Annotated in this window: 17 protein-coding genes; 13 read left to right on the top strand and 4 right to left on the bottom strand. The window is 69.2% G+C overall.

Annotation, left to right across the window (positions count from 1 at the left end; all coding sequences use genetic code 11):
• Positions 1-52 precede the first annotated feature (52 nt).
• Positions 53-763 carry a DUF3313 family protein gene (locus AC1U89_RS08605; protein WP_479899303.1) on the bottom strand — a complete coding sequence of 237 codons (711 nt, stop codon included), beginning with the start codon at positions 761-763 and terminating at the stop codon, positions 53-55.
• A gap of 118 nt (positions 764-881) precedes the next feature.
• The gene (locus tag AC1U89_RS08600; protein WP_479899302.1) at positions 882-2,423 is read right to left on the bottom strand and encodes an OprO/OprP family phosphate-selective porin; all 1,542 of its coding nucleotides are present in this window, start codon (positions 2,421-2,423) and stop codon (positions 882-884) included.
• A gap of 249 nt (positions 2,424-2,672) precedes the next feature.
• Between AC1U89_RS08600 and AC1U89_RS08595 the strand changes: the two genes are divergently transcribed.
• From AC1U89_RS08595 to AC1U89_RS08535, 13 genes are all read left to right on the top strand, one after another.
• Positions 2,673-3,917 carry a DcaP family trimeric outer membrane transporter gene (locus AC1U89_RS08595; RefSeq protein ID WP_479899301.1) on the top strand — a complete coding sequence of 415 codons (1,245 nt, stop codon included), beginning with the start codon at positions 2,673-2,675 and terminating at the stop codon, positions 3,915-3,917.
• Between the two features lie 22 nt (positions 3,918-3,939).
• Entirely contained in the window at positions 3,940-4,983 is a 1,044-nt protein-coding gene (glsA, locus tag AC1U89_RS08590; protein ID WP_479899300.1) for a glutaminase A, read from the top strand.
• Between the two features lie 19 nt (positions 4,984-5,002).
• Complete coding sequence (locus AC1U89_RS08585; protein WP_479899299.1) at positions 5,003-6,571, top strand: hypothetical protein; 1,569 nt, start codon at positions 5,003-5,005, stop codon at positions 6,569-6,571.
• Positions 6,572-6,754: 183 nt separating this feature from the next.
• A complete protein-coding gene (locus tag AC1U89_RS08580; RefSeq protein ID WP_479899298.1) occupies positions 6,755-7,342 on the top strand; it encodes an OmpA family protein in 588 nt (195 codons plus the stop codon).
• A gap of 139 nt (positions 7,343-7,481) precedes the next feature.
• On the top strand, positions 7,482-8,246 hold the full coding sequence (locus AC1U89_RS08575; RefSeq protein ID WP_479899297.1) for an outer membrane protein: 765 nt from the start codon (positions 7,482-7,484) through the stop codon (positions 8,244-8,246).
• 170 nt (positions 8,247-8,416) lie between these two features.
• Positions 8,417-9,376: a polysaccharide deacetylase family protein gene (locus tag AC1U89_RS08570; protein ID WP_479899296.1), complete on the top strand. Its 960-nt coding sequence runs from the start codon at positions 8,417-8,419 to the stop codon at positions 9,374-9,376.
• 102 nt (positions 9,377-9,478) lie between these two features.
• The gene (locus AC1U89_RS08565) at positions 9,479-11,134 is read left to right on the top strand and encodes a carboxylesterase/lipase family protein (RefSeq protein ID WP_479899295.1); all 1,656 of its coding nucleotides are present in this window, start codon (positions 9,479-9,481) and stop codon (positions 11,132-11,134) included.
• A gap of 79 nt (positions 11,135-11,213) precedes the next feature.
• A complete protein-coding gene (locus tag AC1U89_RS08560; protein ID WP_479899294.1) occupies positions 11,214-11,492 on the top strand; it encodes a hypothetical protein in 279 nt (92 codons plus the stop codon).
• Positions 11,493-11,682: 190 nt separating this feature from the next.
• Positions 11,683-14,790 (top strand): TonB-dependent receptor, encoded by a 3,108-nt coding sequence (locus tag AC1U89_RS08555; protein ID WP_479899293.1) that lies wholly within the window; start codon positions 11,683-11,685, stop codon positions 14,788-14,790.
• 143 nt (positions 14,791-14,933) lie between these two features.
• Complete coding sequence (locus AC1U89_RS08550) at positions 14,934-15,650, top strand: SapC family protein (protein WP_479899292.1); 717 nt, start codon at positions 14,934-14,936, stop codon at positions 15,648-15,650.
• A gap of 13 nt (positions 15,651-15,663) precedes the next feature.
• Complete coding sequence (locus tag AC1U89_RS08545; protein ID WP_479899291.1) at positions 15,664-16,695, top strand: cupin-like domain-containing protein; 1,032 nt, start codon at positions 15,664-15,666, stop codon at positions 16,693-16,695.
• Between the two features lie 16 nt (positions 16,696-16,711).
• Positions 16,712-18,202, top strand: coding sequence for a tryptophan halogenase family protein (locus tag AC1U89_RS08540; RefSeq protein ID WP_479899290.1), 1,491 nt, complete (start codon positions 16,712-16,714; stop codon positions 18,200-18,202).
• 130 nt (positions 18,203-18,332) lie between these two features.
• Entirely contained in the window at positions 18,333-20,444 is a 2,112-nt protein-coding gene (locus AC1U89_RS08535; RefSeq protein ID WP_479899289.1) for a multicopper oxidase family protein, read from the top strand.
• 96 nt (positions 20,445-20,540) lie between these two features.
• Here AC1U89_RS08535 and AC1U89_RS08530 read toward each other — a convergent pair whose 3' ends face one another.
• Positions 20,541-22,508 carry a sensor histidine kinase gene (locus AC1U89_RS08530; protein ID WP_479899288.1) on the bottom strand — a complete coding sequence of 656 codons (1,968 nt, stop codon included), beginning with the start codon at positions 22,506-22,508 and terminating at the stop codon, positions 20,541-20,543.
• On the bottom strand, positions 22,505-23,224 hold the full coding sequence (locus AC1U89_RS08525; RefSeq protein WP_479899287.1) for a response regulator: 720 nt from the start codon (positions 23,222-23,224) through the stop codon (positions 22,505-22,507). Before AC1U89_RS08525 ends, AC1U89_RS08530 begins: the two co-directional genes overlap by 4 nt.
• Positions 23,225-23,459 lie beyond the last annotated feature (235 nt).

Here is a 23,459-nt window from a genome sequence, read left to right as displayed (position 1 = left end):
GGAAGCAAGTCCAAGGCCCGCCTCCGCGCGCGGGCCCTCCACTGGAAACGGTTTACTTGGGTGGGGCTGGAGCCGGTTGTCCGGTGTCGCTGATCGGAGACCGCGCCTTCAGCTCGTTGATGCCGCGAATGCTCACCTCGGCCCAGTCCTCGACCAGCCGCCGGAAGTCCGCCCGGTTGCTGACCCGGGTACGCTGTCCGTAGGTGTTGTCGCCCGCCAGGCGCCGATCGACGGCGCGGCCCAGCAGGGCGCCGGTCAGCGAGTCCCGCACCTCCACGAAATAGGTCGCCTCGCCGGCGTCGTTGGCGAAGCTGTAGGTGCGGCCGGGCTGCATGGTGTCCGGCGCCGAGACGCGCACGTTCAGCACGCCCGTCCTCAGCCACAGCACGTCGGGTCCGGCCTCGGTGACCACCGGATAGCCGCCCTTGGTGAACTCCTCGGCGAAGATCTCGCTGGCGCCGGCGATCCCCTGGGTGATGGCCTTCTGGACGTCCTTTTCAGAGACGTCGCCCGAGAGGCCCATGCCCTGGGAGTTGTAGTCGCGCCGCCAGTTCTTTTCGAAGCTGACCTCGGTGGGGTCCAGCTTGACCTTGGTATAGCCGGCGAACGACGCGCCCGGGGCCAGGTAGACCAGGTCGAACCGCTTGGTCTTGACCTGGATCAGGCCGTCCCAGGTCTGGGGAGGCTTGGCCGCGAGGGCCGGGGCGGCGGTGGCGACGGCGAACGCCAGGAACACCACCGGGATGAGCTGTCGACGATCCATTTTCTCGGCCTCGATCTGCTGAAGCCAAGCATCGCCATGACGACCAAGATCACCATCGGGGAAAACCCTCGGGCCGGCGCCGTACACCCCGCGCAAGCGTATCAGGCCCTCAACCGTGTCAGAAGGCGTAGCGCAGGCGCAGGGCCACCACATCCAGGCTCTGGCCGATCTGGACGCCGACCGGCGGGGTGGTCGGGGCCGGGCCGAAGGGCTCGGGGTCGGCCGGGCTGGCGGGGTTCAGGCGGTCCACCTTCACATGCATGGCGTTCAGCATCAGGCGGATGCGGTTGGACGGATACCAGTTCAGCGCCAGGCTGAGGATGGCCTGGTCGCCGCCCCGGACCCCGCCGGGCGGGGGCGGCGCGCCCGGATCGCCGGCGTACGAGTTGGCGTCCATCCGGCTGTAGCGCGCGGCCAGCTCCCAGGCGCCCCAGCCGCCTTCCCGCAGCGGATGTTTCGTCAGCGGCCGGCCGAACACCGCGCGCGTCGGGTCGAAGCGCCGCGCCTCGCCCGTCAGCATCCAGCTGCCCTCGATGTAGAACCCGAAGAAGCGCGGGTCGCGCGGCAGGTCGCGGGAGGATCGCTCGATCGCGAAATGGAACGCCTCGGCCTGCAGGAACAGGTTGCGGCGGCGGGCGGCGAACTCCAGGCCCAGCACCCGGACGTGATGGGCGACGATGTCGCCGGTGTCCAGCAGGGGCGTGTCGTCGACCCGCACCTCCGGCGTGGCCTGCAGCCGCACGCCGAACCCCGGCGTGCGGCCGTCCTGGCGGTCGCCGGGCGACAGCACGTAGATCAGCGATCCGCCCACGTGGTAGCTGGAATCCGCCGACGGATAGAAGGCCCGCGAGGTCCGCACGATGACCGCCGACTTGGGCGAGGTCTCGTCGTCCTCGTGCAGGACGGGTCCCGTCAGGCTGACGGCGGTCATCCAGTTGCGGGTCGCGCGCCGCACGGTCACGCCCAGCCGGCCGTCGCCGCCGCCCAGGCCGCGCGCCAGGTTGGCCGCCGTCGCCCGCTCCAGGAACGGGTTGGCGTCGGTGCTGGTGGCGTCCTCCATGTTGGCCAGCTGGGGATAGGCCCCGGCGATGAACACCCAGGGCGCGAAGCGGCTGTAGCGGGCCCAGACCTCGGCGATGCGGGCCTCGCCGTGCTCGTCGCGGCCGCCGATGTCGAACATCGCCCGGTAGGACAGGTTCTCGCCCCACTGGCCCTCGCCGCCCAGGCGGGCCTTGCGCAGGTACGAGCCGTCGGCCAGGGCCCGGGCGTCCAGGGTGTCGCCGCTGCCCACGGCGCCGCGCCGGAAGTCGGTCTCCGGCGGACCGGCGGCGGGCTGGGTGTAGTTCGCGCCGTCGAACTGGATGTAGCCCCGGAAGGTCCAGGGCCCCAGGCTGAAGTCCTGGTCTAGGACCGACAGCAGCTTCAGGGGCACGACCAGCAGGGCGTGGGGCGCCTCGGCCTGGTCCTCGGCCGACGGCGGCTGTTGCTGGGTCGGTCCGGTGGAGGGCGTCGTCGCGGGCGGGGGCGCCGGGGCGGCCGGCTTGGTCGGCGCCTCCGTCGTGGCGAGCGCCGCCGCGACGAGCAGCGCCAGGGTCAGGTCCGGTCTCCGACGGCGAGGGGGCGGGCAGGGGTCATGGGAAGCCTCCAGGTTCGCGTCCACGGTCGGGTGGGTCGGAGGCCTCGGCCATCGGGCGTATTCCCGAGCCGTTGGGGCGCAGACGCCCGAGCCGGAGCCCCGTCCCGGTTCTGGGCCGGCGATCGCGGCGGGCGGGAAGAGGCCGGGCAATCCACCTCGGGTCGTATCAGGTCCCTACCGGATACGTTCGCTCCGGAGCCGCTTCTAGCCTCTGCCGAAGATGCGTGGATCAGCCGCGCCGGTCACCGGGTCCAGTACGATAGGGGCGACACGATGAGAACTCTCCACGGGCGGCTTGGGCCGCGGTTGCTGACGGCGACGGCGATGGCCGGCGGCCTATGCCTGGCCGGAGCGGCTCATGCCCAGGACGGGCCGAGCTTCGAGGTCTACGGCTTCGCCCAGGTCGACTTCACCCAGGACTTCCAGCGGGTGGATCCCAATTGGGACGACGCCCTGCGGCCCTCGAAGATCCCCACGACGGAGGGGATCTACGGCGACAACGGCCAGACCTCGATCAGCGTCAAGCAGAGCCGGTTCGGCGTGAAGGCGCAGCAGGAGATCGCCGGCAAGCCGCTGTTCGTGAAGTTCGAGTTCGACCTGTTCGGGGTCGGCGGCGACGCCGGCCAGACCACCTTCCGCCTGCGTCACGCCTACGGTCAGTGGGGTCCGGTCCTGGCCGGCCAGACCAACAGCGTGTTCATGGACGGCGACATCTTCCCCAACACCATCGAGTACTGGGGGCCGACCGGGATGGTGTTCCTGCGCAACCCGCAGATCCGCTACACCTTCGGCTCCGGCCCGGGCCAGTTCGCGATCGCGGTCGAGAAGCCCAGCAACGACATCGACACGGGCAACATCCGCACCGTCTCGCCGGAGCTGGGCGCCAACATCCGGGGCGACGAGAGCCTGCCCGACCTGACCGGCCACTATCGCTACCAGGGCGACTGGGGGCACGTGCAGCTGGCGGGCATCCTGCGCCGGGTCGGCTACGACACGGCCGGCACGCCCGACAACAAGCCCAAGAACACCAAGCTGGGCTGGGGCGTGAACGCCACGTCCAACGTCAAGGTCGGGGCCAAGGACGTCGTCCACCTGGGCGTGGTCTATGGCGAAGGCATCGCCAGCTACATGAACGACGGCGGCACCGACCTGGGGCCCGAAGCGGCCACCGGCGTCACCCTGCCGCTTCCCACGCCCGCGCCGCCCGGCTCGCTGCGCGGCGACGTGCTGCCGCTGCTGGGGCTGACGGCCTATTACGACCACTACTGGAACGACCAGTGGAGCAGCTCGATCGGCTGGAGCCTGACCAAGGTCGAGAACACCGATTTCCAGGAAGCCACGGCCTACAAGTACGGCCAGTACGCCTCGGCCAACCTGCTCTACACGCCCGATCCGCGGATCCTGATGGGCGCCGAGTTGCTGTGGGGCGAGCGCGAGGACTTCAACGACAACAAGGGCGACGACCTGCGGGTGCAGGTGTCGTTCAAGTACAGCTTCTCCAGCAAGGATTTCCGCTAGGCGGCAGACGGGAGACGATCCGATGATGCAGACCAATGCTTCCCGCCGCGACCTCGCCAGAGGCATCGCCGCCCTGGGCTTCGGCCTGACCGCCGGCGTCGGCCTCGTGGCCGCGCCGGCCGCCCAGGCCCAGGGCTCTGGCGCGGCCGCCGCCGCGGTCAAGGCCGCCTACGACAAGTACAAGGGCCTGCAGGAAGGCAAGAACGCCGACTACATCCCGGCCCTGGCCAAGGTGCCCTCGAACTATTTCGGCATCGCCCTGGCCACGCCGCAGGGGGCGCTGGCCACCGCCGGCGACATCGAGCCGACCTTCTCGATCCAGTCGATCTCCAAGGTCTTCACCCTGGCCCTGGTGTTCCAGGAGCTGGGCGAGGACTTCGTCGAGAACGACATCGGCGTCGACGCCACCGGCCAGGTGTTCAACTCGATCACCGCGGTCGAGCAGTATCGCGGCAAGGAGATCAACCCCCTGGTCAATCCCGGAGCCATCGCCACCACCGGCCTGGTCAAGGGCACGCCCGACGAGGTGTGGAAGAAGATCCTGGCCCTGCATTCCGACTTCGCCGGCCGCCAGCTGTCGGTCGACGAGGAGGTCTACAAGTCCGAGGCCGAGACCAACCAGCGCAACCGGGCCATCGGCGCCCTGATGTGGGCCTATGAGCGGTTCAAGAGCGACCCGCTGGTGGCCACCGACATCTACACGCGCCAGTGCGCCATCGCCGTCAACGCCAAGGACCTGGGCAACATGGCCGCCACCCTGGCCAACGGCGGCAAGAACCCGCTGACCAAGAAGCAGGTGATCGAGCAGAAGCACGTCTCGCGACTGCTGGCGGTGATGGCGACGGCGGGCCTCTACGACGACAGCGGCAAGTGGCTGTTCCACACCGGCCTTCCCGCCAAGAGCGGGGTGGGCGGCGGGCTGATCGCCGTGTCGCCGGGCAAGTTCGGGGTCGGCACCTTCTCGCCGCCGCTGGACGCCGCCGGCAACAGCGTGCGGGGCCAGAAGGCCATCATCGACATCTCCACCGCCCTGGGCGGCAACCCGTACGACGCCAAGCCGGCCTAACCGGGACCGAGGAGAGTTCATGCGACGCTCAGCGTATCGGCGTCGGGCCCTGCCCGGCGCGGCGTCCTCCCTTGCCTGCGCCGCCGGCCTGATGCTGGCGAGCGCGGCGACTCCGGTCCTGGCGCAGGAGGCGGTCCCCACGGCGACGCCGCCGCCGCCCGTCGCCAGCGCCGAGGACTTGGCGGCCATGCGCCGCGAGCTCCAGGCCCTGAGGTCCGAGAACGACGCGGCCAAGGCGGCCGAGGCCGCGCGGGCCAAGCGCATCGACGCGCTCGACGCCCAGCTGTCCTGGGCCGCGGGCGCTCCGCCGCCGGCGGCGACGGCCGGGGAGACGACGTCCGACGACATCGTGCGGCTGCCGACCCGAACCGCCGAGGGACCCGCCCCCGACGCGCGCTGGGGCGGTTTCGAACCCGGCAAGGGCGTGATCGTGATGCGCTCCGACGTGGGCGAGGTGGACCTGGGTTTGGTCAGCTACCTGCGCTACCTGAACCAGCACGGCATGGACAAGACCTATACCAGCGCCTTCGGCCAGCCCTTCGACGTCACGCCTCGTGAGGACTTCCAGCTGGCCAAGGTGCAGATCACGCTGCGCGGTTGGCTGTTCGATCCCCGGTTCGGCTACAACGCCTATGTCTGGACCTCGCAGGCCAGTCAGGGGCTGGGCGCCCAGGTGGTGGTCGCCGGCAACATCAACTGGACGTTCGCTGACTGGTTGAAGGTCTATTTCGGCATCCACTCGGTGCCGTCGACCCGCTCGACCAACCGGACGTTCCCGTACTGGCTGCGCAACGACAACCGGCCCATCGCCGACGAGTTCTTCCGGGGCTCCTACACCCAGGGCATCTGGGCCGAGGGCAAGCTGGCCAGGGGCCTGGAATACCGCGTGATGGTGGCCAACAACCTCAGCGCCCTTGGGGTCCAGGCCCGTCAGCTGGACGCCAAGCCCAACACCTGGTCCGCCGCCCTGACCTGGGCGCCGTCGACGGGCGAGTTCGGCCCGGGGAACGCCTACGGAGACTTCGAGGAGCATCAGACGCTGGCCACCCTGTTCGGCGCGCACTACACGCGCAGCACCGAGGACGCTCAGTCCCAGCCCGGCACCGACTCGATCGAGAACACCCAGGTGCGGTTGTCGGATGGGACGCTGCTGTTCAACGCCACGGCCTTCCAGACCGGACGGATAACCCAGGCCCGCTACCAGATGACGGCTTTGGACGCGGCCTTCAAATACAAGGGTTACGCCCTCGAAGCCGAGTACTATGCCCGCTGGCTGGACCACTTCAGGGTCGAGGGAACGATCCCCAAGAACGAGATGTTCGACCACGGCTACACGCTGCAGGCGTCGGCCATGGTCATTCCAAAGACGCTGCAGCTGTACCTCTCGGGATCCCAGATCTGGGGCGAATACGGCAATCCGCACGACCTGGCCCTTGGTCTCAACTATTACCCCCTCAAGCGGCGCGATCTGCGGGTGAACGCCATGGGGCTGTGGGTCAAGAACTCGCCGGTCGGCTACACGGCCTATCCCGTGCCCGTTGGCGGCAACGGCTTCACCTTCATCACGGACTTCTCCCTCGCCTTCTAGAGGCGGGAGGCGCCGAGTCCGGGTAAAAGATCGCACCTGGGAAAAGGCCATTGCGAGACCATAGGACTCGGCAAGCCCAGATTCGGGTGAACTGAGGTCTAGGCTCAGGTCTACACCTGATAGGTCTTGTCCGCCCCGGCGCCAAACTCCTGTCCGAGTTTGGCAAGAGCTGGGAGATCCAAGATGGGTCATATTCTATCGGGCGTCGCGGCCGTGGCCGTGATCGCCGGCGGGCTGGCCCTGAGCGGCTGCGCCACCGAGAAGTACGTCGACGAGCATATCGCCGCCGTCAATTCGCGGGTCGACGCCGTCGACTCCAAGGTCACGGCGCTGTCGGGCCGCGTCGACCAGGTGGCCGGGTCCGCCCAGTCGGCGCAGGCGCGGGCCGACGAGGCCTACGCCCTGGCCCGGGGCAAGATGACCCGCACTGTGGTCAGCGAAAGCGACAGCATCACCTTCGAGACCGGCAAGTGGGCCCTGTCCGACGAGGCCAAGGCCACCCTGACCGCCTTCGCCGAGCGCCTGAAGGCCGACAACAAGAAGGTCTTCGTCGAGATCGTCGGCCACGCCGACTCCCGCGGCGACAGCGACGCCAACCGCATCCTGGGCGAAAAGCGCGCCCTGGAGACGCGCCGGTTCCTGTTCAGCCAGGGCCTGCCCCTGGTCGGCATGCAGACCGTGTCGTGGGGCGAGGACCAGCCGGTCGCGGCCGGCAACACGCCCGAGGACCTGGCGGCCAACCGCCGCGTGGTGCTGCGCATCATCGAGTAGTCCCGGACGGCGCGCGGGACGCCTCGCGCGCCGCCTCGGGTCTCGGCGCCGGGGCGATCAGGCTTCCACCTGATACCGGCGACTCACGGTTCCAGAAAGCCTTGCGCCTGGGGGGCTCCCCGCTTTTCTGGAGAACAGTATGAGCAAGACGCAGCTTGCCGCGGTCGGGATCTTCGGCTTGGCCGTCCTCGGCGCCGGCACCGCCGCCGCGCAGGACACCCCATGGAACGGCTTCTACATCGGCGCCAACGTCGGTGGATCGAAGGCGGACACGCACCTCAAGATGAAGGCGGCTTCAGGCAACGGCACGGTCATCATGCCGCCCGGCGACACGGCCCTGATCAATGCGGTCGGGTCCACCAAGGACAACGACACCGGCTTCAGCGGCGGGATCCAGGGCGGCTACAACTACCAGGTCGACTCCTGGGTGTTCGGCCTTGAGACCGACGTCGGCTTCTACGACATKGGCCAAAGCCGTTCGAAGACCTTTCAGTCGCCGCTGCTGATCACCCCGCCGATCAACTTCACGGTCGAGCAGAAGATCAAGACCGACTGGATCTGGACCCTGCGTCCGCGCATCGGCTACGCTACCGACAGCTGGATGATCTACGGAACGGCGGGCGTCGCCGTGTCGGAGATCAAGCTGAGCACCAGCTACCGCGACACCCGCGCCACGCCGATCACGGCCTCCAACAGCGAGTCCGACACCAAGACCGGATGGACGGCGGGGCTGGGCGGCGCCTATGCCCTGAACCCGAACGCCTCGATCCGGGGCGAGTGGCTCTACACCAACCTGGGCACGATCAAGTCCCAGACCACGGTGGGCGCAAACTACGCCACGCTCAGCTCGGAAGCCGACACCCGGGGCAACCTGATCCGCATCGGCCTCGACTACCGGTTCTGACGACCGGTCCCGGCGACAACCAAAAGCAAAGGGCTCCCGCGCGGGAGCCCTTTCGCGTGCCGCGGCGACGATCGGGCGGCGCTAGACCGGCGTGAACGGCCTTGCGGCGAAGCCTGCGGACGGCATAACTGTTACCGTTATCATCCACGAAGGATGAAACGGGAGGACGCATGGCGATCGAAGGTGGAGCGCGGCGCGCGCGGGCTGGGCTTTGGGCGCGGTGGATCGCGCCGCTGGCCGTATCGGCGATGACGGCGGGCGCGGCCCAGGCCGCCGAGCCGGTGAAGATGGCCCTGACCTTCGACGACCTGCCGGCCCACAGCGCCCTGCCGCCCGGCGTCAGCCGCATGGACGTGGCGGGTCGGCTGCTGGCCGCCTTCCACGACGCGGGGACGGGTCCGGTCTACGGCTTCGTCAACGGCGTTCAGGAAGAGCGCGAGCCCGACTCGGTCGGCGTGCTGTCGCTGTGGCGCGCGGCGGGCCACCCGCTGGCCAACCACACCTGGTCGCACATGAACCTCAACACCAACAGCCTGGCCGACTGGGAGGCCGACCTGGTCCGCAACGAGCCGCTGCTGGAGCGGCACATGGCCGGTCAGGACTGGCGCTGGGTGCGCTATCCCTTCCTCAGCGAGGGCGAGACGCCGGAGAAGCACGCGGCGGCCCGCAAGGTGCTCAAAGCCGACGGCTACCGCATCGCCAGCGTGACCATGAGCTTCGGCGACTACGCCTGGAACGAGCCCTACGCTCGCTGCATGGCCAAGGGCGACACGGCGGCCGTGGCGGTGCTGGAGGCCAGCTACCTGAAGGCCGCCAAGGACGCCCTGGACTTCGAGCGCGCCCTGTCGGCCAAGCTCTACGGCCGCGACATCCCCTATGTGCTGCTGATGCACGCCGGGGCCTTCGACGCGCGGATGATGCCCAGGCTGCTGAAGCTGTACCAGGACAACGGCGTGACCTTCGTCAGCCTGCAGGAGGCCGAGCGCGACAGGTTCTACGCCGCCGACTTCAAGACCGAGGCGACCGCCGCGCCCACGACCCTGGAAGAGGCCGCCAAGGCCAAGGCCCTCCTGCCGCCGTCGCCGGCGCCGGCTTGGGGCGGGGCCGAACTCGACAAGATGTGCCGCTAGGACGTTTCGACGAAGGTCGGGGTCCAGCAGGACCTCGGACTCGCGCAGGATGAACCGGGCTTCGGCGTCCGCCGGAGGCCGCATGAGAATGGGGAGGCGTCCATGAAGTCCTTCGAGAGCGGCGTCGATCGCCGTCGCCTGCTGGCGGGCGGCGCGGCCGTCGCCGGCGGCCTGGTCCTGCCTTGGGCGGCGCGCGCCGACGAGCCGTCCGAGACCGTCGAGACCGAGGTCGCCGAGGGCCGCCTGCGGGGCGCGCGGACGGGCGGCGTCGACGCCTACAAGGGCGTGCCCTATGGCGACAGCGTCTCGGGACCCAACCGCTTCAAGCCGGCCCGGCCGGTCGCGCCGTGGACCGGGGTGCGGGACGCCACGCGGCTGGGCACGCCCACCCTGCAGGACCCGACCACCGTCTACGGCCTGAACGAGCCGGCGCCGGGCGAGGACTGCCTGGTGCTGAACGTCTGGACCCCGGCCAGCGGGGGCAAGGGCAAGCCCGTGATGTTCTACAGCCACGGCGGCGGCTACACGACCGGCTCAGGCGGCAGCACGGCCCAGGACGGCTCGACCCTGGCCCGCGAGCACGACGTGGTGGTGGTGGCCCACAACCATCGCCTGGGCGTGCTGGGCTATCTGTATCTGGGCGAGCTGGGCGGGGCCGAATACGCCGGGTCCGGCAACCAGGGCCTGTCCGACATCGTGCTGGCCCTGAAGTGGGTCCAGCGGAACATCGCCGCGTTCGGCGGCGATCCCGGCAACGTCACGATCTTCGGCGAGAGCGGCGGCGGGGCCAAGACCTCGTGCCTGTACGCCATGCCGTCGACCGCGCCGCTGTTCTCCAAGGCCATCATCCAGAGCGGCCCGGTGGTGCGGATCTCCACGCCCGACGTCGCCGCCCAGACGACGCGGTTCTATCTGGACCTGCTGGGCGTCGCCCCGGCCGACTGGCGCAAGGTGCTGGACGTTCCCGCGCCGCAGATCCTGGCCGCCCAGAAGGCCCTGCAGGCCAAGTATCCGGGCGACAGCGGCGGCTGGAAGGGCATCCAGTCGCTCAATCCGGGCAGCTACGGGCCCATCGTCGACGGCGGCCTGCTGCCCCATCACCCGTTCGATCCGACCGCCCCGGCCAGCGCCGCCGGCAAGCCGCTGATGATCGGCTGGCTGGACCGCGAGGCGGCCTTCTTCTCCTGGCAGAACAAGGACGTCGAGGCCTTCCGGCTGGACGAGGCGGGGCTGAAGGCGCGCCTGACGCCCAAGCTCGGCGACAAGGCCCAGATGACGATCGACGCCCTGCGGGCGGCGCATCCGGACGCGACCCCCAGCGACCTCTATCTGACGGCGCTCAGCTTCTACGCCATGGGCGCGGGGTCCGTGGTCACCGCAGAGCGCAAGGCGGCGCAGGGCAAGGCGCCGGTCTATGTCTACAACATCGCCTACCGCTCCAACCGCAAGATGGAGGGGACCGACATCGAGCTGGGGGCCATGCACGCCAGCGACATCCCCCTGGTGTTCAACACCGTGGCCTCGCCCAAGACCCTGGCCGGCGACCGCGCCGATCGCTTCGAGGCGGCCAGGAACATCAGCGCCATGTGGGCCAGTTTCGCGCGGTCGGGGCGTCCCTCGGCGCCCGGCCAGCCGGCCTGGCCCGCCTACGACCTGAAGACCCGCCAGACCATGGTGCTGGACGTGGCGTGCAAGGTCGTTCCCGATCGGTTCGGGGCGGAGCGGGCGCTGTGGGCGAAGCTGGATCCGGCGGTCTAGGCCCGGCGGAAAAGAAGGGGGCCGCCGTCGCGGAGACGCCGGCCCCTTGAAGGTAATCCACGGGCGGATGGGCAAGCGAATGACCGCCAGCCTGAAAGCCCAAGATAGCGGTAACATCGTTCACGGTCCCGTCAACGGGATTTCTCCGCCAGGGCCGTCAGAGGGCGGATCGCCGGGCGAACCGCTGGGCGCCGCTACGTCAGGCGCCGCGATCGATCACAGGTTGACCCGGGGATCGCCCGCCGTGGTCTGTGTCGAGACTGCAACAACCGATACGCCTTGCGAAAAAGGCTTTTTCGTCAAAAAAGCGGCAACCCGCTTATTTGTCAGGGTTTCTGCTCATTTGTATGAGAAATGAGCCGATACAGCGCTGTCAAAATCGCTTTTCGATCGCTTGACCGATTTCGCGTACTGATGTTACCGCTAACTCAGTCGCCGCTATTCCGCTGTTTTTGACGAAAATCGCAAAAACTGGCGGGCCCAACGTATCGGCGCCGAAACAAAAAGAACCAAGCCCCTTCGGGGGCCACTTGTGCGGGGAAACGGCTATGAAGCGACACCGTCGCCTGAACACCTCTGCGTCCTTGCTGGCTCTGTCCATGGCGATCTTCGCCGGCGGTCAGGCCCAGGCCCAGAGCAACAACGACAGCAGCACGGTCGACGAGATCGTCGTCACCGGCATCCGGGCCTCTCTGGAGCGCTCGATCGAGATCAAGCGCAGCAACAGCGGTGTGGTCGACGCCATCTCGGCCGAAGACATGGGCAAGTTCCCCGACACCAACCTGGCTGAATCGCTGCAGCGGATCACCGGCGTGTCGATCGACCGCACCAACGGCGAAGGCTCGCAGGTCACGGTCCGCGGCTTCGGCGGCGGCTTCAACCTGGTGACCCTGAACGGCCGGACCATGCCCTCGGCCAACGTCTCGACCGTCGGCGGCGACCAGTCGGCCGACTTCCAGACCGGCACCAGCCGCTCGTTCGACTTCTCGAACCTGGCGTCGGAAGGCGTCTCGACCCTGGAAGTCTACAAGACCGGCCGCGCGGGCATCCCGTCGGGCGGCATCGGCGCGACGATCAACGTCAAGACCCGCCGTCCGTTCGACGCGCGCGAAAGCGGCCTGTCGGGCAGCGTCGGCGTGAAGGCCGTCTACGACACGAGCATGGACAACAAGCTCGAGGACGCGGCCAAGGTGACGCCGGAAGTCTCGGGCCTGCTGAACTGGACCGACGCGGACGAAAAGTTCGGCGTCACCCTGTTCGGCAGCTACCAGAAGCGCAACTTCACCAGCACCAGCGCCACGTCGAACGACTGGAACATCCGCAAGTATTCCGACTTCATCAATCCGGCCAACGGCTTCGTCCGTAACGGCGGCGCGACCCAGATCACCAACGCGCCGGCCAGCGGCGACACCCTGGTGGCGATCCCGAACGACAGCCGCTACCACTTCTCGCAAGGCAGCCGCGAACGCATCAACGCCCAGGCGTCGGTGCAATGGCGCCCGACCGAKAACATCCTGATCACGGCCGACGGTCTGTACGCCGACAACAAGTCGTTCGAACGCCGCAACGACCAGACCAACTGGTTCAACCGCCCGTTCGACAAGGTGACCTTCGACAAGAACCCGACGGTGGCTACCGCCGTGTTCCTGCAGGAAACCCTCAGCGGCACCAAGGACACCGGCTTCGAGCAGCAGTACCGCGCCAACGAGGACAAGCTGAAGTCGTTCGGCCTGAACGGCGCCTGGGACGTCACCGACCGCTTCAAGATCACGGTCGACGGCCACATCTCGAAGGCGTCCAGCGACCCGGACGCCCCCAACGGCACCAGCTCGACCTCCGTCAGCATCGGCGCGCCGATCATCTCGACGCACTCGGTCGACTACAACGGCAAGATCCCGGTCCAGTCCGTGATCATCAACGACGCCCTGCCGCGCGGCAACGGCAACGGCGTGCTGGACGTCGGCGACCTGGGCAGCCAGGTGGCCCGCACCTCGGCCCAGAGCCAGGACCAGGAGATCAAGGAATTCCGCGCCGACGGCGGCTACGAGTTCGACGACAGCGGCAGCCGCTTCGACTTCGGCTTCGACTACCGCAATTCGAAGATGAAGCAGGCCAGCATCAACACCCAGCAGGACCTGGGCAGCTGGGGCATCTCCAACCCGCGCGACGTGTCGCAGTACGCCGGCAGCCTGGTGAAGCAATTCTGCCTGGCCTGCCGCTTCGACACCTTCGACGCGCATCAGAGCGGCACGGGCCTGGTCGCCTTCCGCGCCGACGCGATCGCCCTCTACAACGCCCTGTCGCCGCACTACGTCTCGGTCGGCAACGCCATCGGCGTCACCAGCCAGGACGACAACCGCGTCGACGAGAAGATCTGGGCCGTCTACGGCCAACTGACCTGGAAGGGTGAACTGGCCGGCCACGAGGCCAGCATGGTCGCCGGCGCCCGCTACGAGGAGACCAAGTCGGAGTCCGTGTCGCTGATCCGCACGCCGCAAGCCGTCGTCTGGACCGCCGACAACGACTTCCGCATCGACACCGCCTCGACCTACTCGCCGATCTCGGGCAGCAACAAGTACAGCAACCTGCTGCCCGCCCTGGACTTCCAGATGGAGCTGAGGAAGGACCTGATCGGTCGCTTCTCGTTCAGCCGCACGATCGCGCGGCCGGACTACGGCAACCTGTTCGCTTCGGTCGCCCCCCAGGCGCCGAACCGTCCGATCGCCAACGGCGCCATCCCGCTGGCCACCCGCGGCAACCCGGAACTGCAGCCGCTGATCTCGGACAACTTCGACGTCTCGGTCGAGTGGTACTACAAGCCCGACAGCTACATCTCGGCGGGCTTCTTCGAGAAGCGCGTGAACAACTTCGTGGGTACGGGCACGTTCAACCAGAGCCTGTTCGGTCTGCGTGACGCCAGCTCGGGCGCCGCCGGAACCCGTTCGGGCGACGCCAAGGCGTCCCTGGCCGCGATCGGCGCCGACCAGACCGACGTCAACCTGTTCACGATGACCTCGCTGATCAACACGACCGGTTCGGTGGCGGCCGCCACGGCCCAGTACCAGGCCAACCGCGGTCCGTCCGGCGACCTGAACCAGGCCTTCGTCGACGCGATCCTCGCGGCCACCGACGTCTCGCCCAACGCGTCCGATCCGCTGCTCAACTTCCAGGTCGCGCAGCCGATCAACAACAAGACGGGCAAGATCCACGGCTTCGAAATCGCCGCCCAGCACTTTTTCGGCGACACCGGCTTCGGCGTCTCCGGCGCCTACACCCTGGTGCGCGGCGACGTCGGCTTCGACATCGGTTCCGACCCGGGCCAGGACCAGTTCGCCCTGCTGGGTCTGAGCGACACGGCCAACGCCACCCTGATCTACGAAAAGAACGGGATCTCGGCGCGACTGGCCTACAACTGGCGCGACAAGTTCCTGCAGGCCACCAACCGCGGCGGCTCGCGCAACCCGGTGTTCGTCGCGCCGTTCGGCGAGCTGGACTTCAACATCAGCTACGACGTGACGTCCAAGCTGGCGATCTCGCTGGAAGGCATCAACCTGACGAACGAGAGCCTGCGCACCTACGCTCGCGACGAACACGAGCTGTGGTACGCGCAAGAACTGGACCGCCGCTTCCTGCTCGGAGCGCGCTACAAGTTCTAAGGAACGTAGCCATGGTCGGGTCCCGGGGCTCTTGTCTTGGGGGCCCGGCCTAGGTCGGGGGGAAGGGCCGCTGTTCGCAGCGGCCCTTTCTTCTCTACAGTGGCCCGACATCGCACCCGCGACGCTTGGGCCGGAAGGCGGACATGACCAACAGAGTGCTGCTCAACAACGTCGACCACGGCGATCTGCACGTCGTCACCAGGGGCGACGCCGCGTTCGGCGACGACATCAACCAGGTGCTGATCTTCCCGACCGAGTTCGAGGCGGTGCAGCGCGAATATCCGATCTTCTTCCGCAAGGACGCCGAGGGCGCCTTCCAGTCCGTGGCCCTGCTGGGCCTGGACCGCGACGAGAACCTGTTCCTCGAGGAGCGTGGCTGGAACGCCCGCTACGTGCCGGCCATCCAGCAACGCGGGCCGTTCTCGATCGCCCTGCGCGGCGACGGCGAGCCGATGATCCATGTCGATCTCGACGATCCCCGCGTGCTCGCGGCCGAGGCCGAGGGCGGCGAGCGGGTGTTCCTGCCGGCTGGGGGCAATTCGCCCTATCTGCAGCATGTCGCGCGCCTGCTAGGCGTGATCTATGACGGCCTGGAGTTCAGCAAGGCCATGTTCGCCGCCTTCGAGGCCCATGGCCTGGTCGAGCCGGTCGATGTCGAGATCAAGCTGGACGACTACACCCAGTACGACCTGCCCGACCTCTACACGATCTCCCAGGATCGGTTCGCCGCCCTGGACGCCGCCGGGCTGGAGGCGCTGCACCGGTCGGGATTCCTGGCCGCCGCCCAGTGGGTCTTGTCGTCCCTGGGCAATGTGGGATTCCTGGTCGAACTGAAGAACCGCAAGCGGGCCCAGGCCTGAGCGGGGGGATCCGATGACCGACATCGCTCGCAAGACGCCGGTGGTGGAGGGGCTGACGCCCGACCAGATCCCGTTCGACGAGATCCTGACCCTTCAGCGGCCGACGATCTTCCGCGGCATGGCCCGCGACTGGCCGCTGGTGCGGGCGGGCCTGGTCTCGCCCCGCGCGGCGATGGACGAGCTGCTGGCGCACGACCGCGGCGAGCGCTTCATCGGCTATACCGGCGCGCCCGAGATCAAGGGGCGGTTCGGCTATGACGAGGCGGTCACCCGCCTGAACTTCCAGGCCGAGCGCACGCCGCTGCCGGCCTTCCTGGAGCGGATCGAGCAGACCCTGGACGAGCCCGGCGCGCCGTCGCTCTACATCGGCTCCAGCGACATCGACGCCTATCTGCCGGGCCTGCGGTCCCAGAACGACCTGGGCCTGGACCTGACCGCCCTGGGCGACGCCACGCCCCTGGCCAGCATCTGGATCGGCAACCGCACGGTCGCCGCCGCCCACTACGACATGTCCAACAACATCGCCGTCTGCGCCGTGGGACGCCGGCGCTTCACCCTGTTCCCGCCCGAGCAGGTCGAGAACCTCTATCCCGGTCCGCTGGACATGACGCCGGGCGGCCAGGCGGTCAGCATGGTCGACTTCGCCGCCCCCGACTTCGGGCGCTTCCCGCGTTTCCGCGACGCCCTGGCCGCCGCCCAGGTGGCCGAGCTGGAGCCCGGCGACGTGCTGGTCTATCCGGCCCTGTGGTGGCACCAGGTCGAGGCGCTGGAGCCGTTCAACGTGCTGGTGAACTACTGGTGGAACGCCGCGCCGGGTTTCATGGACGCCCCCATGAACACCCTGCTGCACGGCCTGCTCAGCCTGCGCGACCGGCCCGACTTCGAGAAGCAGGCCTGGAAGAAACTGTTCGACTACTACGTCTTCGGCCCCGCCGACCGGGCGGGCGCGCACCTGCCCGAGGGCGCGCGCGGCGACCTCGCGCCGATGGACGACCGCAAGGCCCGCCGGCTGCGGGCCTATCTGCTCAACCGCCTCAATCGCTGACGACCAGGAGAACCCCATGCAGGAACAGGTCGTGAAGAAGGTCGTGGTCGCCGGCGGCGGCACGGCCGGCTGGATGGCGGCGGCGGCGCTGGCCAAGCAGCTGGGCCCGCTGCTGGACATCACCCTGGTCGAGTCCGACGAGATCGGCACGGTCGGGGTCGGCGAGTCCACGATCCCCACCGCCCGCACCTTCAACGCCCTGCTGGGCATCGACGAGCCGGCGTTCATGCGCGCCACCCAGGCCACGTTCAAGCTGGGCATMTCGTTCGAGAACTGGGGCCAGATCGGCGACCGCTACATCCACTCGTTCGGCCAGGTGGGGAAGTCGAACTGGATGGGCAGCTTCCATCACTTCTGGCTGCAGGCGAAGGCGGCCGGCTTCGGCGGCGAGCTGGGCGACTACTGCTTCGAGTTGAAGGCCGCCGAGGCCGAGAAGTTCTCGGTGGGCGAGGGGCCCGAGCTGAACTACGCCTACCACCTGGACGCCACGCTGTACGGCGGCTTCCTGCGCAAGATGAGCCAGGCCCTGGGCGTCAAGCGGGTCGAGGGCAAGATCGCCAGTGTCCAGCAGGACGCCGGGACCGGCTTCATCGAAGCCCTGGTGATGGAGAACGGCGACCGCGTCGAGGGCGACCTGTTCATCGACTGCACGGGCTTCCGGGGCCTGCTGATCGAACAGACCCTGAAGGCCGGCTACGAGGACTGGGGCCACTGGCTGCCGACCAACAGCGCCCTGGCGGTCCAGACCAAGTCGACGGGCTCGGCCGTGCCCTACACCCGCGCCATCGCCCACACGGCCGGCTGGCGCTGGAAGATCCCGCTGCAGCACCGGGTGGGCAACGGCCTTGTCTACTGCAACGAATACATGTCGGACGACGAGGCGCGCGCCACCCTGCTCGAGGCGCTGGACGGCGAGCGGCTGATCGAGCCGCGCGTCATCCGCTACCGCACCGGCCGGCGGCTGAAGACCTGGTCCAAGAACTGCGTCGCCCTGGGCCTTGCCAGCGGCTTCGTCGAGCCGCTGGAATCGACCTCGATCCACCTGATCATGATCGGGGTGACGCGGCTGATGCAGCTGTTCCCGTTCACCGGCTTCAGCGAGGCGGTGATCGCCCGCTACAACCAGCAGGCCGTCGACGAGCTGGAGAAGATCCGCGACTTCATCATCCTGCACTACAAGCTGACCGAGCGGACCGACAGCCCGTTCTGGGACCGCTGCCGGACCATGGACGTGCCCGACAGCCTGGCCCACCGCATCGAGCTCTTCCGCGAAAGCGCCCAGGCCTTCCAGGCGCCGGGCGAGCTGTTCCAGGTCGACTCGTGGCTGCAGGTGATGCTGGGCCAGCGGCTGGAGCCGACCGGCTATCACCAGATGGGCCGGCTGATGCCGCCCGAGGAGCTTCGCGGGGCGCTGTCGGGCCTCAGCGCCAACATCGCCCGCGCCGTCGGCGGGCTGCCGGGGCACCAGGCCTTCCTCGAGCGGTACTGCGGCGTCCAGACGGCCTGAACCAACTTAAAGCTGCACCTTTCCAATCGGCGATCCATGCGCGATAGTTCGCCCTTGGGTAGTCATTTGGCGCTACGCAATCCCTGGTCAATCCTCGTGGCCGAGGCGGGCGCCGTTGGGAGGGGCAGTCATGGAATCTCACGCTCGCACGCGGTGCGTCGCCCTGGCCGGCGCATCGGCCGTCGCCCTGGTCCTGGCGGCCGCGCCGTCGTCGGGCCTGGCGCAGCCCAAGGCCGCCAAGCCGGCCGCCCAGGCGGTGAAAGAGGCTCTGCCGAACGTCTTCGCCAACCCGCCCGCCGCCATTCCGGAGGAAGAGCCCGCGCCGCCCCGGCTGACCGCGCCCCTGGGCGTGATCAAGCCGCCGGAGCCCGTCCCCGGCGCCGACAGCTACGTCGATCCGCGCAAGAACATCCTCTACAAGTTCTCGATCGAGTTCACCGAGGGCACGGTCCGCAATCCCTGGACGCTCAGCGACGACAAGGTGCTGCTGCGCTCGTACCACAGCTCGGCGGTCGACCCGAACACGCCCTTCCTGGCCCCGACCATCACCATGCGCCCCGGTCAGACCGTGCGGATCAGCCTGGCCAACGACCTGTTCGAGACCAAGGACGGCAAGCGACTGCCGGTCGAGAAGTGCAAGATGCCGGACGGCGGCGTGAACGTGCCCCACTGCTTCAACGAGACCAACCTGCACGCCCACGGCCTGTGGGTCTCACCGTCGGGCAACAGCGACAACGTGCTGATCTCGATCAATCCGGGCGTGACGTTCGACTACGAGTACAACGTCCCGTCCGACCACGCGGCCGGCACCTTCTGGTACCACCCGCACAAGCACGGCTCGACCGCCCTGCAGGTGTCCAGCGGCATGACCGGGGCGCTGATCATCAAGGACGACCGCGTGCCGACGGCCACCACGCCGGGCGACATCGACATCCTGCTGCAGGACGAGAAGGGCCAGGCCTTCCCCGACAAGGTGCTGATGTTCCAGCAGGTGCAGTACGCGTGCTTCGACAAGGACGGCAAGATCCAGCAGTCGAAGACGCCCACGGGCCAACCGTGGCTCTGCAACGCCGGCCAGGTCGGCGAGATCCGCGACTACGAGCAGCAGCTGAGCTTCAGCACCAGCTGGCAGTATTCCGGTCGCTTCACCTCGATCAACGGGAAGGTCCAGCCCGGCGTCACGGGGCTCCAGGCCGGCCGGTTCGAGCGCTGGCGGCTGATCCACGGCGGGGTGCGCGAGGCGGTGAACTTCCGGCTGTTCCCGATGAAGGCCGGGGCTCCCGACTGGAACACCGTGTCCGCCGACAAGCAGGACGAGTTCATGCGCAAGTACTGCGGCGGAAACGCCTTGCCGATGTGGGAGGTGGCGGTCGATGGCCTGACCCGGTCCCAGGCGTTCCGCACCAGCGAGGCGCGCCTGCAGCCCGGCTACCGCGCCGACCTGGTGGTCTATTTCCCGACCGCCGGGAACTACTGCATCATCGACGGGGCCAGCGACGCCCTGGGCAGCCCCAGCCAGGCGGCCGAGCCGATCAAGCTGCTGGGCGTGGCGGTGGTGGGCGCGGGCAAGGCGCCCGCCGATCCCGACAAGGCGCTGCGCGACCTGATGAAGGCCGCCGCCGATCGCAACATCACCGACGGCAAGATCAAGGCCGAGGTGGTCGGCGACATCGACGCTGATCTGAAGCTGTCGAGGTTCGTCTGGCACAAGCCGATCGCCGAGGCGGAGCTGAACGCGCCGCCGCAGGACCTGCATTTCGCCATCGTCGCCGACCCGAAGCGGCCGGGGAAATCACTGTTCCAGGTCAACAATCCCAAACTGCCGCCGGACGAGAGCGGAGCCTATGTCCCGTCGCGGATCGACCGCACGGCCAAGATCGGCGACGTCCAGGAGTGGCGGCTGACCTCGGACGCCGGGTCCCACCCGTTCCACATCCACGTCAATCCGTTCCAGGTGATAAGCGTGCTGAACCCGGCGGGCCAGCCGGTCACCGATCCGGGCACGAAGGCCTACGACCCCGACTACGCCGGCGTGCTGGACCAGTGGAAGGACACCCTGTTCGTCAAGCGGGGCTACAAGATCGCCGTGCGCACCCGCTACGAGCGCTACATCGGCGAGTACGTCCTGCACTGCCACATCCTCGACCACGAGGACCAGGGCATGATGGCCAACGTCAAGATCGGCATCCCCGACGGCCAGGGCGGCATGGCCGAGGCGCATGCCGGGCACGAGGGGCACTGAGGACGACTTGGGGGACACACACTCACCCCACGGCCCCGCCAAGCCGGCCGTCGCCTTTGGGTGAGTGTGTGTCCCCAGCTTCGAGCTGGGAGCTGTCTATTCCGCCGCCTGCAACCGCACGGGCGTCGCCGGCGCGGCCGCGGCCACCAGCGGCAGCCTCACCTGCACCAGCAGGCCTTCGCCCGGCAGGCTCAGCCGGATGTCACCACCGTGGGCGCGGACCACCGAGCGGGCGGAGCTGAGGCCCAGCCCGACGCCCTGCTTGCTGGAGGTGCGGGCCTCGACGCCGCGGTAGAACGGGGTGAACACCCGCTCCAGTTCGCCGGGCTCCAGGCCCGGGCCCCGGTCGCGGATCTCGACCACCGTCTCGTCGCCCTCGACGTGCAGGGCGACGCGGGCGCTGTCGCCGTACTTGACCGCGTTGTCGACCAGGTTGGCGAAGACCCGCTGCAGGCCCAGCACCGAGACCTCGACCTCGGCCGGTTCGCCCGGCTCCAGAGCGACGTCGGCGCCGGTGACCTCGGCCTCGTCGATCACGCATTCCAGCAGCGAGCGCAGGTCCACCCGCTGGCGGGCGCCGGCCTCGGCGTCCTCGCGCATGAAGGCCAGCACCGAGGTGATCATCGCCTCCATCTGGTCCAGATCCTGGCCGATCTCGCGGCGCAGGGCGGGCGAGGCGCGCTCCAGCCGGAAGCGCAGGCGGGCCAGGGGCGTGCGCAGGTCGTGCGAGATGGCACCGATCATCGCCGTGCGGTCGGTGATGTAGCGGCTGAGCCGCCCCTGCATGGCGTTGAAGGCCCGGGCGGCGCGGCCGATCTCGGCGGGACCGTCGGCGACGATCACCGGCGAGGCGGGGTCGCGGCCCAGCTGCTCGGCGGCGGCGGCGAAGCCGGCCAGGGGCGCGGCCAGGCGGCGGGCGAACACCCAGCCCAGCGGCGCCACCACGGCCAGGGACAGGGCGAACCACATCAGCACCCGGCGCTGCCAGCTGTTGGGGAAGGCCTCGGGCCGGGGCCGCAGGGTCACCCACTGGTTCGGACCCACCCGCAGGGCGGCCACGAAGTCGCCCTCGATGAACGGCGGCGGGGCCAGGCCGAACAGGCTGCGGGTCACCGGCGCGGGCAGGGGACGGCCGACCGCCGGCTCGGGCTCGGGAGCGGGCGCGCTGGCCCGGGGCGCGGGCAGGGCCACCGCCGGGGCGGCCTGGACCGGCTCGGTGACAGGCACGGCGGCGGCCAGGKGCTGGGGCGGCGTCGGACGGCGGATCGGCGGCGGCTCACGTGCGGCGGCGTCGGCGACCGGGTCCAGCGGCGGGGACGACGGCGCCACTCCGCGCAGCGAGTCGGGCAGGGTCACCTGGCGCGAGCGGAACGGCGCGGCGAACAGCGGATCGGTCGCGCGATCCGAACGGGCCCCGGACGATTGATAGCTGAAGATCCGCTGGCCGCCGGAGCCGTCCTGGGCGCCGTAGCCGGCCCGGTAGACCCGCTGGGCGCCGCCGGCCGGGAAGCCCTGGGGACCGCCGGTCATGACGCTGGTCATCGGCCCCGGACCCATGCCGCCGCGCATCCCCACCCCGCCGGGGCCGGGCCCGGCCGGCAGGGTCTGGGCCTCGGCGTAGGTGGTGAACAGCAGGGCCAGGGAGGGCGGGCGGCCGGGGCGGCGGCTCTCGGCGCCGGCGAACGGCGGCGGGGCGTAGAACAGCAGGCGGACGTCCTCGCGCGGCACCTTCAGCAGGCGGGCGAGGTCGGCGCTGGCGGGTTCGGACGCCACCCAGCCGGGGCTCTGCAGGCTGGGCGGCTGGGTCTCGACCGTGCGGACCAGGGGGCGCTCGGCGTCGCTGTCGGGCAAGGCCCCGCGCAGGCCGGCGGCGATGTCGGCCAGGCTGTGGTGCATCGGCGGGGCCGGCGGCAGCAGCAGCGTCAGGCCCAGGGTCACGGTCTGGGCCACCACCAGGGCGGCCAGCAGTAGGGCCAGGATCTGCACGGCGATTGGCGGGCTGGGCCAGCGCCTGGACAGCCTGGCCAGGAAGGAGACCCCCGAAGCGCCCCCCCGGGCGGTCATTCGACCGTCACCCTGGCGTCCAGCATGTAGCCCATGCCGCGATAGGTGCGGATCAGCGGGGCGTCGGACTGGGCCTCGATCTTGCGGCGCAGGCGGCTGATGTGCAGGTCGACGCGGCGACCCAGGTTCTCGACCGTCTCGCCGGCGATGATGGTCAGGAGCTCGTCGCGCGACACCACCGAGCGGGCGTGGTCGGCCAGGGTGGACAGGATCGTGAACTCGCCGGGCGTCAGCAGCAGCAGCACGCCGTTGGGCGCGGTCAGCTGGCGGGCGGCGACGTCCAGGCGGAAACCGGCGAACAGGCGCACGTCGCCCCGCGGACCCTTGCCCCCGGCCCGGCGGCGCAGCAGGGCCTTGACCCGGGCCAGCAGCTCGCGCGGCGGGATCGGCTTGACCACATAGTCGTCCGCGCCCAGCTCCAGGCCGACGATGCGGTCGACCGGGTCGCCCAGGGCGCTGAGCAGCAGGATGGCCGGGCCGTCGGTCCCCGCCACCTGGCGGCACAGCGACAGGCCGTTCTCGCCGGGCAGGTTGACGTCCAGCACCATCACGTCGACGGGACGGGCCTCCATCACCTCGCGCGCGGCGGCGACGTTGGCGGCCTCGCGGACGGTGTAGCCCTGGGTGTCCAGATAGCCGGCCATCTCCTGGCGCAGCACGTCGTCATCCTCGACCAGCAGGACGGTGGCGGTTTCGGAGAGCGCGCGCAAAGTCATGAGGCCCCATACAGCCAGATTATGGCCGCGGCTGGACCTTCGCCATGAGCGCCATGGGCGGGTCGTGCGTCCCAATCCCCTAGGAGGACTGAGTTTGTTGCGCCCGGATTTCCGGTCGCGCCGCGAGGCTGGGTCATTTGTATCGGTTGGTATCGACCATCGAAACAAAGCCCGGATTCCGCGATTTCGACCACGCGGCCGAACGTCGCGGCGGCCGACGATCGCTTCCATCACG

It is taken from the genome of Caulobacter sp. 05T431 (assembly GCF_056665975.1).
This window is presented reverse-complemented; position numbering and strand designations above follow the sequence as displayed.